The sequence below is a fragment of the Enterococcus timonensis genome (genome assembly GCF_900104595.1).
GTDB lineage: Bacteria > Bacillota > Bacilli > Lactobacillales > Enterococcaceae > Enterococcus_J > Enterococcus_J timonensis.
In genome coordinates this window covers 94,929-106,143 of the sequence record NZ_FNVY01000002.1, presented here as the reverse complement: position 1 = coordinate 106,143, position 11,215 = coordinate 94,929, and the positions used below count along the sequence as shown (strand labels likewise).

Below are 11,215 nucleotides of genomic sequence, written 5' to 3'. Positions count from 1 at the left end.
CCATGTGCGATACTCATAAAGTTCACGGCATATACTATTTATATCGTGAACTAAACTATTGAGAAAAAAGGTGGTAGTAACTTTATGAATACTGGAAAGAAACGTTCGAAGCTTTTACTTTTGTTAGGCTTAATTGTTGTAGTTCCTCTGCTCTTATTGTATGTGGCGATGGATTTCGTGACTTATGAACAAGAAGTGAGCACAAGTAATATCAATGTGGCGGTGGTCAATGAAGACGAGCCCGCTGAATTTCAAGGAGAAATGGTTGATCTCGGAACCGGCGTTGAGGAAAAATTATCTGAAAATGACCAAGTCGCCTGGCGTTTTGTTTCCGAATCAGAAGCCAATGCTGGCATTAAAAATGGTACTTTTCTGATGAAAGTGACCTTACCAGAAAATTTTTCTACAAATGCAACGACTGCGCTGGACGAATCACCTGCCGCTAGTCAAATCGATATCGAAATGTCTGATCACAATAACTTTGCTTCTCATATGATCACTGAACAAGTGGCAGAAAAATTACGAGCTGAAGTAATCGCTAGTGTTCAAACAGCTTACAACGAAAATGTTTTTGCAGCATTAACCGAGCTCGGCACTGGCATCAGTCAAGCCGCTGACGGCACGGAGCAATTAAAAGCTGGTACGGAACAATTAAATTCTGGTAGCCAACAATTAACTAGCGGGCTCCATGAATTATTAGATAAATCTCAACCTCTAGTTACTGGCGTTGATCAATTAGCTACTGGCGGTTCAGATTTAAATACTGGCGTAGCATCTTACACTGACGGCGCTAGTCAAATCAATGACGGACTTGATAAATTGCAAGCCGCCAGCGGGCCGTTAGCAACTGGTGTCACTCAATTAAATGATGGTGGCAGCCAATTAAATTCTGGCATCGCCTCATATACGACTGGCGCTAGTCAAATTAATTCCGGTCTTGCAACTTTAGCTGGAAATAATGCAGCTTTAAATAGTGGCACACAACAAATTAATGATGCCATTGGTCAATTGACTGCCGGTAGTCAACAATTAACTGCCGCTTTAAGTGAGGCAGCCAATAATATCGATCAACAATCGGCAGAAGGTCAAGCACAAATTGAAGAACTCCTTGCCGGTCTTGATGCTTTGAATCAAGGAGTCATCGATTTAAATTATAGTGTCAACGGTGAAGGAAGCCAGCAATTGGTAAATGATTTAGTGACAGTTGGTGGAGCTCTTACTAGCATGCAAACATCATTAATTAATGTTTCTGGCAATATGGAATCTTTGAAAACTGATTTAACAGCTGCGGGAAGTAATTTTACGGCTGCTGGCGATGCTGCTACTGAAGTGGCTGAAATTTTAGCTGATCCGGAAATAGCGATGGCCATTTTGAAAGCTGATCCTTCTGCTGCGATTAAATTAGCACAATTAAAAGGATCACTTACAACTAGCATGAATGACGGCAAAACGGCGTTAACCAATGCCGGTGCCGATGCGACAAATGTTGGTGCTGATTTAACCAACACAGCAACTGCCTTAGCACAAACGAAAGAACCAATGGAAGATGTTCAACATCAATTGGAAACTTTAAAAGCAGCTGTTGCTAAATTATCAGAAGGTACACCAACTGTTGTTGCTGGATCTAAACAAGCAATCGCCACTCTTCAAGCTGGTTTAGCACAAGTCAGCGCTGGTTTGAAACAACAAGGCGATACTGCTGAAACGATGGGTGCCATTCAAGCTAGCAATACCATTCACGATGGTTTAGCACAAGTCAGTGCTGGATTAAATGGATCAGGCGGCTTGCTTCCTTCCATTCAAGCATATACAGCTGGCGTTCAACAAGCAGCTGACGGCAGCAATCAATTAGTGGCTAATAATAATCAATTAAATTCAGGCGCTTCTGATTTAGCAAATGGTTTAAGTCAATTAAATGGTCAAGTGCCAACATTGACTTCTGGTGTGAATCAACTTGCTACAGGCAGCCATCAACTAGTAGCCAATAGCGATCAACTTGCTGCAGGTTCGCAAGCATTAGCAGCTGGCCTCGGTGAACTTGACGCGCAAGTGCCAACGTTGATTGATGGCGTAACGCAATTAAATGACGGCGCGGATCAATTAAGTGCTGGTATTATTTTAGAAGATGAAGGAATGGCGACACTTAATGAAAAATTAGCTGACGGTAGCAAACAAGTTAGCAATTTAAATTTTACTGCGGCAAATGTTGAACATTTTGTAACGCCGGTTACTAATCAAACACAAGTAGATAATTTATCCAAACCACTATTATCCGTTCTCTCCCCCTTAGTTCTGATGATGGTTCTCTTTATCGGCGCGGTCTTAACTGAACTTGGTTTTAATCGTTACAGCCGCCGATTCCAAGCACAACCAAGATTGCAAAAAATTGCGCTATTAGCTACGGCAATTGTTTTACAAGCTGTTGGCATTTTACTTGTTACAATGTGGATGGGTGTGGTAGTAACTCATCCGATCACTTTATTATTATTGTTAGTTTTAGGTGGTTCATTATTTACTTTAATCGTCTTTGCCTTTGATCGCTGGTGGGGAACATTGGGCGTCTTAGGCAGCTTAGGATTATTATTTGTTCAATTGATTGTTTCTGGCGGACTTTTACCAAACGCTATGTTGTCTGGCTTGTATCAAACAATCGGCAAATTTTTACCAGGAACTTATTTACTCAACGGCCTGAGCTATGCGTTAAATGGATTAGCAACAAGTCCATTTATCAATACGATCATTCTTCTAGTTTTCGTGGCCCTCTTCAGCTTGCCATTTATTTTAAAACGTAAAATAACCGCGCTAAATCCTGAATAATATGGTACGCTCAATATAAAGGAAAAAGAAAGCGAGCAATTCATGAAAAATGACAACCAGGGAGCTTTATTAGAAGATTATATTGATGTGTACATGTCAGGTTTTAAATATATTAGCGATTTAGTTTCGGAACCGACGAAGGAATTTAATTTATCCTTTGAGCAGTTTTTAATTATGCGAGATGTCGCCGATGGAAAACAAGTGGCGATGTCCGATGTTGCCACAAAGCGCGGAGTGACTAAGGCTGCCATCTCCCGGCAAATTCGCGTGATGTTAGACAACGATTATATTAAACAAGAACGTGATGAAGTCGATCGTCGACGCCAATATTTAAAACTCACACCAAAAGGTCAGAAAGTCGCTGAAACAATCGAAAAAGCTATGACGCAACGTTTTTATGGCTGGGTAGACTTGTTTGGTGAAGATGATACGAAAGAACTTTTACGTCTAATGCGCCGCGTGAGTTTGGAAATTATTGGAAAAGATAAGACTTAGTCAAAGAAGTGCAATTTATTAAGATAAAACTAATTAAAACATTCAAGATAAAGTTAATTCTTTGTCTTGAATGTTTTTTTATTTTAGTGCTGAATTTATCTCCGGATTTCAACGAAAAAAGATTTCTTTTTTTACGTAAGGATATACAAGATTACTACCTCTTGAACGCTTAAATCTTACAAATTTATTTATTTGAGATATAGTAAAGGAAATGGTTAAAAAAAACTGGAGGTAATCTTATGAAAATTTTTGTAGTAGGTGGTTCTGGACGAGTGGCCACAGATTTAATCGCTGACTTGAAAGAAAAAGGTCATGAAGTAATCGCCGGTTCACGTCACCCAGAAAAAATTACCGCGGAAGGAATTACTGCCGTAAAACTTAATCTCCATGAATCTGTAGAAAAAATTGCCGCTGTTATCGGCTCGGTAGATGTTATTTATTTTGTAGCTGGTTCTAGAGGAAATGATTTATTGCAAACGGATGCCTTTGGAGCTGTAAAAACAATGCAAGCTGCTGAAAAAAACGGTGTGCAGCGTTATATTATGCTCAGCTCAATCTTTTCTTTGCAGCCGGAAGAATGGTATCGTGAAGGGTTGAATGAATTAATGGATTACAATATCGCCAAATTTTTTGCCGATAATTATTTGACTACCAACTCTTCTTTGAATTACACCATTTTACAACCTATTAGCTTAACTACTGATAAAGCAACCGGAAAAATCCAAATCGGCGACGGCAGTGTGGCAACAAATCCGATTGCCGATGTCGCCAAAACACTAGCGTCAATTATTGATCACCCCAACACTAGCAAAAAAGTAATCATGATGCGCAGTGGTGATACGCCCATCAATGATGCCTTAGCTAAAGTTTAATTTTTGAGTCAAATAAATAATTAAATATCTGGCTGAATTCTTTCACCGCCATTCACTTTTTTTCTCCGCCATTTCATCTGATTTGGCGGAGAAATTTTTTTTAAGAGGAAAATAATTAAGCCGAGAACAATTATTCGTCTTTTGAAATAGTTAGTAGTAAAATCAAATTGTTACAAAAAGTTAGTAATTTTTTGCTGACTAAGTAGAAATCAAAGTAGGTTATTAATCATGAAAAAAATTGGTTTTTTAAGTTTTGGTCACTGGATGGATCAAGGATCACTTGTTAAAACGGCTAGTGATGCGTATTTGCAATCAATTGAACTAGCAGTTGAAGCAGAAAAAATTGGGATTGACGGAGCTTATTTCCGGGTTCATCATTTTGCAGCTCAAATCGGTTCGCCTTTCCCACTGCTTGCGGCTATCGGTGCGAAAACAAGTAAAATTGAAATCGGCACTGGACTAGTCGATATGCGTTACGAGAATCCTTATATGATGGCTGAAAATGCTGGTCTGGCAGATATTATTACTCAAGGACGGGTGGAATTAGGCGTGGGCCGTGGTTCTCCTGAACAAGCCTTGGACGGTTGGCAACATTTTGGTTACGATTATAGCGAAGAAGAAATGAAAGAAGTGGCTCGTCAACGAACGCTTGAATTTTTGAAATTGCTGGATGGAAAACCTTTTGCTAAACCTAATCCACAACCTTTATTTCCACAAGGTTCAGATTTATTGCGGATCGAACCTTACTCAGAAGGTTTGCGCCAACGTATTTGGTGGGGAGCAGGCTCAAAACAAACGGCTGTTTGGGCGGCTGAACAAGGAATGAATTTTCAATCATCGACTTTGGTGAACTACGAATCCAACGAACCTTTCCACATTCAACAAGCGAATCAATTGCGCGCTTATAAAGAAGCTTGGAAAAAAGCCGGTCACGACTTTGAGCCAAGAACTTTAGTTACGCGCTCCATTCAACCAATCACCACGGATTTGGATCGTCGGTTATTTGGCCGCGATGGTCAGCCGCAACAAGATTCAGTTGGTTATCTGGCTTATCACCGGAATCCCACCGTCTTTGGTAAAACTTTTGCCGGCGAACCAGACAAATTGATTAAAGAACTAGCTGAAGATGAAGCTATCAAAGAAGCTGATACAGTACTCATTACGATTCCTAATACCTTGGGCGTCGAGTACAATATGCACATTTTAGAAACAATGATCAAAGATGTGGCACCTGGCCTAGGCTGGAGATAATGATTTAACAATTTAAAATAACAAAAAAAGGAGAAAGTTTTTAGCTTTCTCCTTTTTTATATGTTCATTTTTCAAACTATGAATAAAAATTTTATTTTATTTTGTAAATGCGTGCTTCATAAGCTTGTAAAGTTTGTTGATTCGTTTCAGTATAGTTTCCTAAAATTAACTGGCCGACATTTTTTTGCGGTGATTTTAATGGTTCGGTTCCTAAATTGATTTCTATTAAAAATGCTGCCGCATCATCTTTTCTAATATAGGAAAAATAATTTTTGCTCGCAGGTTCAATAAATTCAATCGCGCCATAAATAAGCGTAGCGAATTCTTTGCGTAGCGCAATTAATTTTTGATAAAAATGCCAAACGGAATTAGGATTTTCTTCTTGGTTTTCTACGTTGACTAATAAATAATCTTCATCATTTAAAAGCCAAGGCGTTCCAGTGGTAAATCCGCCATTGCTGGAATTATTCCACGGCATTGGCGCCCGAGCGTGGTCGCGGCTACCAGCGAGAATTGTTTTAAGCGCTGCTGTTTCTGATTGTCCTGAAGCTAGCAATTCTTGGTATTTATTGAGGGTTTCAACATCTTTGAAATCGGATATTTTTTGATAATTTTTATTAATTAAACCTAATTCTTGTCCTTGAAAAATAAAAGGCGTGCCTTTTAAAGTCATTTGGATGGTTCCTAATAATTTTCCTAAAACTTCTCGGTAAAAAGGATCTGGATTGACTTTAGAAATCATGTGGGGATTGTCGTGATTTTCGTAAAACAAGCTCATCCAATAATGATTGCCGTAATTCGTTTGATAATTCATTAAGTATTCTTTCAAGAAATTCAAATCATAGCGGTAATCATCAAAGCGGACGTGGCCTGGAGTTTCTAATTGGTCAAAATTAAAAACCATATCTAACTCTTTTCGATAATCGCCCGTTAAAAGTTTGGCCATTTCAATCCCGACACCAGGAGTTTCCCCCACTGAAAAAGCATCAAAGGGAGCAAACGCATTTTCTTTTAATTCATGAAGATACTCATGGAGATGAATGCCGTAATAATATTCTTCAATCCCGTAAAATTCCATCAGTTCACCCACAAAAGCATCACCATCTTTTAGGCCGGGATTTTTAGAAATATAATTAATCACGTCAAGGCGAAAACCATCGACGCCTTTTGCCAACCACCAGCGAACCATCTGGGCAACTTCTTCTCTGACTGCCGGATAATCCCAGTTGAGATCCATTTGTTTTTTCGTAAATAAATGCATGACCCACTTTTTCTGTTTAGGAAAATAGCGCCAAGCAGGGCCTGAGAAAAATGATTTCCAATTATTTGGCGGTGTATCAGGCGTTCCATCTTCAAAAAAGTAATAATTGCGGTAAGGAGAATTTTCATCGGCCAAGGCTTTTTGAAACCACGGATGCTCATCGGAAGTATGATTGACTACTAAATCCATAATCAGACGCATGGAACGCTTGTGGAGCTGGGCTAATAATTCATCAAAATCTGTCATCGTACCAAATTCAGCAAGAATAGCTTGGTAATCAGAAATATCGTAGCCATTGTCATCATTTGGTGATTGATAAATTGGTGACAACCAAAGAGCGGTAATCCCTAGTTCTTGCAAATAATCGAGTTTTTCGATGATACCTCGCAAATCCCCCACACCATCGCCATTACTATCTTTAAATGACCGCGGATAAATTTGATAAAAAATCGCTTCTTTCCACCAAGTTTGTTCAATTGGCACCTCGTCATTTAAAGGTAAATCTTTTTCGCTATTTAATAAAAATAAAATTTTATCGAAAAACTTTTGATCGAGTTTGTTAAAAGAAATTTTTTTTATGGCGGCTAAAGATAAATTGCCAACGATGGGATTTAAAAGCCATTTTGACGATTTATTAACTTGTAGCAAGACTTTATCAAAAACATCTTTACCGATTGGTGTGGCATAAAGTTCTTTGACTTTAGATTTCATGGTCAGCGTCATTATTTTCACGCTCCTTTAAGTCTACTAACATTTGGCTGTAAAATTTGGCGTCGATTTTGTATTTAAAATGATACACGCCATAACCGACTAAAATACAAACAAGTGGCAAGACCATCATGAAAAATTTAAAAGTGGTGATTCCTTGAGCTGTCATGCCCGCAGCATTGCCAGCGTCTTTCATTCCGGAAATCACCAGCGTCATCCCAACAATCCCACTAGCAATCGCCCCGCCTAATTTATTAATAAAAGCTTGCAAGGACAAAGTGACACTTTCATTTCGCCGACCAAAGCGCCACTGACCGTATTCCACGGTATCGGTGATAAACATTAGCATTAATAGTTGAATCGCCGCTTGACCGACAAAAATCAAGACGCCGGCAATACCGATGACCGCCATAGTGCTAGTTGGGGCCAAATAAAATAAAATGTAGCCGGCAACTACCATTAGAGTCGCCCATAAATATAAAGTTTTCCGCGAGAAAAATTTGCTTAAGTGTGGAAAAGCGAGTAAAGAAATAATTTGTGAGACGCCTAAGATTAAAGCGAAAATCGAGTACATACTTTCATCGCCGTAAACATATTTAAAATAATAAAGACCAAAGCTAGTAGTCGTAATGTAGCCGACCATAAATAAAGTCATGGAAACTGTTACCCACAGCAGTTGATCGTTTTTAAAGATGACTTGAATCATATCTTTAAAGTGCGTCGCTTTTTGCGGTTTAGTGTGGGTTTGTTCTTTAACGGTTAACAGCATAATTAATTGGAAAACAAACATCACACTCACGGCAATAATTGCTAACAGTTGATACGCTTTTGTCATGCTGCCGGTCACTTTTCCTAGGGCATTAGTAATTGGCACAATACCCACCACCATCGTGAACATGCCGAGGTTAGCACAAATCCGTGCCACGCCGCCAATTCTCTCCCGCTCTTTTTGATCTTGATTAAGCGCTGGCAACATGCCCCAAAAAGCAATATCGTTAGCGGTAAAACTAATTTCCCATAAAAGATAAAACAAAATAAAGACGACGACAAAAGCCGTTCCTTGCAAGCCAAAATCAGTAAAAATTAAAATTGTAAAAACCGAAGACAATAAGCCACCGCCGAAAATCCACGGTTTAAATTTGCCGAAACGACTTTTCGTATTATCAACAATAATGCCCATAAATGGATCATTTACCGCATCAAAAATCCGCGTCACCATAAAGACCACCGTAATTGTCGCCATAATACTGGTGGGGACTTTCAAAATATCGGTTAAGTAAAACATTAGGTACATGCTAATCATCGTGTAAGTCGCGTCACGACCGATTGTCCCGATGCCAAAAAAATAACGATTCTTTTTCGTTTGCTTATTGTCCAACTTCTTTTCCTTCTTCCTTTGAAACTACATATAAAGTCGAGCCGAAATCTCCTAATAGTCGCGTCTGATCATTATAATTGCTGCCCATAAATTGATTTTTTAATAAAACACCGCTGGCAAATAGCCCGCCAGTTCCAAAATATTCTTCTTTAGCATCGGTTAAACTATAATGTTTGGCAATCGTATTGATGACAAGACCATGGGGATTGAGCTTGACTGGCGTCACATGTTTAATTAATTCGCCAAATTGTTGGATAAAAATTCGTTGTGGTTTGCTAGTCATTTTGTAAAAAGTATTTTCCGCTAGGCCGGAAACTGGAAGTAAATCATAACTTGGGGAAGCTTGCGTTTTTGTTTGGAAAAATCCAGCGACAGTTTCTTGATCTGTTCCTTGCGCCTGCCAAATTTTTTGCGTGGATTTAAGCGTATCGGTGCGAGAAAACTTTCCAAATTGCAAAGTCGCGCGATATTTTTTGTAAAAAGTAATTTGTTCTTTAATTTCTTTGCGTTCTTCGGGCGTTAAAAGATTAAGATCTAGTTCGTAACCTAAGACCCCAAATGAAGCGACGTTAAAGCGGCTGGACAGCGGGGTGGCTCTTAAAGTTTGTTGGTGGGGACTGGCGGAAACGTGACAAGAAATAGTCGAAGGTGGATACAAATAAGAAAGTCCGCCTTGAATTTCCAAGCGTTCAATGGGATCTGTATCATCTGAGGCCCAAATTTGCGGTGAAAAACAAAGCATCCCCAAATCAAAACGATTCCCCCCAGAAGAACAAGATTCCAATAAAATTTCTGGGCGCGGGCCGAAAATTTGGCTTAGCACTTCATACAAACCCATCATATACCGATGATAAAATTCCCCTTGATTCGTTAAAGTTGCCGAAAATGCTTCGGCAATATGACGATTCATATCCCATTTGACAAAAGTTGCGCCGGTTTCATCTAAAATTTTCCCGACATTTTCAATGATATACGTCCGGACCTCTTTTTGACATAAATCTAAAACCAATTGATTGCGTCCGAGAACTGAATTTTTTCCCGGCAGTTGGACGGCAAACTCGGGATGTTCTTTGTAAAGTTGGCTATTAGGATTGACCATCTCAGGTTCAAACCACAAACCAAACTCTAGTCCGGTGCTGCGTAATTTATCGGCGAAACTTTTCAGACCTTGGGGAAATTTCTTGCGATTAACTGCATAATCTCCTAGACCTTGCGTATCGTCGTTACGGGTACCAAACCAACCGTCATCTAAGACGAACGTTTCGGCCCCGAGATTTTTGGCTTGCTTGGCTAATTTTAATAATTTTGCTTGATTGAAATCCATAAAAGTCGCTTCCCAATTGTTGTAAACCACCGGGCGCAGTTTTTCTTGGAAATGTTGCGGGATAATATGGTGATTAATAAAATGGTGGAAGTTTCCGCTCAGACCGTTAAACCCATTGGCTGAAAAACTGAGACAAACTTCTGGCGTTTCGAAAAATTCATTGGCGGAAAGTGCCCATTGAAATTGTTGAGGATTAATCCCCATGGACGTGCGCAATAAACCGTGAGGCGAAAGTTCAATATGACTATAATGATTCCCGCTGTACACAAGATTCATTCCGTAAACCCAACCTTGATTTTCAGTAGCCGACTTCTCGCCTAGCAAAATGCCAGGATTGGCGCGATTGCTAGAATCTCCAGTAGTGGAACTATTACTATATTCGCCAATTTGAATATCTTTGATTTGTTGATGGGTTTCTTTTGCCCACGTGCCGTTAAAAGTGTGGAGCTGATAATTTCTGTTAGGCAAATCAAGTTGACTACTCATAATTTTGTGAATCGTAATCGGTGTAGCACCAAGATTTACAACTCGCACTTTTCTTGTAATCACATTTGTTTCAAAAAAAACGGTATAAAATAACTCATAGCGCACGTGATGCAGAGCATCGATTAATTCAATGCGCAAACTTTGACTTTCGTCTACTGTCGCTTTAGCTGTTGGTAAACTCTGCAAAGAAATGACACCATCAATAATTTCATGGCGGTCATACAAAAAATCACTGACAAAACTACCGTCGGCCATCTGAATTTCACTAGGCAAAAAGCGATAATCTCCTACCCCAGTTGGACTATATTCTAGCGGCAATTCATCTAAGGCATAATAAATATCGGCAGCATCATAGGCAATGGTCGAGCCAGTTTGGGCGGTTCGTTTATAAATTAAAGCAGTCGGATCTTGAATAGGTAATTTGGGACCATAATAAATCTGTTCAAGATGTCCGTGTTTAGTAATTTGAAACCAATAGGATGTGTTTTTAGTCTGCAAATAAAAAACATTTTGCAAAAAAGTAATCATAGTCAACCTTCTCTCAAGTTTCTTAGCTTATCATACGCTTTGAGTTTTTTTGTTGCTACTCAAAAGAGTTTTGTAGTCGTTATTTTTCAAAAAAA

General features: G+C 39.2%; 7 protein-coding genes. 4 read left to right on the top strand and 3 right to left on the bottom strand.

Going from position 1 to position 11,215, the window contains the following annotated elements; all coding sequences use genetic code 11:
- Positions 1 to 84: 84 nt before the first annotated feature.
- The 4 genes from BQ5341_RS00785 (at position 85) to BQ5341_RS00770 (ending at position 5,435) form a co-directional block, all read left to right on the top strand.
- Positions 85 to 2,817: a YhgE/Pip domain-containing protein gene (locus BQ5341_RS00785; protein ID WP_071130171.1), complete on the top strand. Its 2,733-nt coding sequence runs from the start codon at positions 85 to 87 to the stop codon at positions 2,815 to 2,817.
- A 42-nt stretch (positions 2,818 to 2,859) separates the two neighbouring features.
- Positions 2,860 to 3,312, top strand: a complete 453-nt coding sequence (locus tag BQ5341_RS00780) for a MarR family winged helix-turn-helix transcriptional regulator (protein ID WP_071130170.1) — start codon at positions 2,860 to 2,862, stop codon at positions 3,310 to 3,312.
- 239 nt (positions 3,313 to 3,551) lie between these two features.
- Positions 3,552 to 4,184: an NAD(P)H-binding protein gene (locus BQ5341_RS00775; RefSeq protein WP_071130169.1), complete on the top strand. Its 633-nt coding sequence runs from the start codon at positions 3,552 to 3,554 to the stop codon at positions 4,182 to 4,184.
- Between the two features lie 228 nt (positions 4,185 to 4,412).
- A complete protein-coding gene (locus BQ5341_RS00770) occupies positions 4,413 to 5,435 on the top strand; it encodes an LLM class flavin-dependent oxidoreductase (RefSeq protein WP_071130168.1) in 1,023 nt (340 codons plus the stop codon).
- Positions 5,436 to 5,526: 91 nt separating this feature from the next.
- On the opposite strand, the gene BQ5341_RS00765 is transcribed toward BQ5341_RS00770, so the two are convergent.
- The 3 genes from BQ5341_RS00765 to BQ5341_RS00755 are packed head-to-tail and all read right to left on the bottom strand — an operon-like array spanning position 5,527 to position 11,120.
- Positions 5,527 to 7,419: an alpha-glucosidase gene (locus BQ5341_RS00765; protein WP_083378547.1), complete on the bottom strand. Its 1,893-nt coding sequence runs from the start codon at positions 7,417 to 7,419 to the stop codon at positions 5,527 to 5,529.
- On the bottom strand, positions 7,397 to 8,782 hold the full coding sequence (locus BQ5341_RS00760; RefSeq protein ID WP_083378546.1) for a glycoside-pentoside-hexuronide (GPH):cation symporter: 1,386 nt from the start codon (positions 8,780 to 8,782) through the stop codon (positions 7,397 to 7,399). Before BQ5341_RS00760 ends, BQ5341_RS00765 begins: the two co-directional genes overlap by 23 nt.
- A complete protein-coding gene (locus BQ5341_RS00755) occupies positions 8,772 to 11,120 on the bottom strand; it encodes an alpha-galactosidase (protein WP_071130167.1) in 2,349 nt (782 codons plus the stop codon). Before BQ5341_RS00755 ends, BQ5341_RS00760 begins: the two co-directional genes overlap by 11 nt.
- Positions 11,121 to 11,215: the final 95 nt, after the last annotated feature.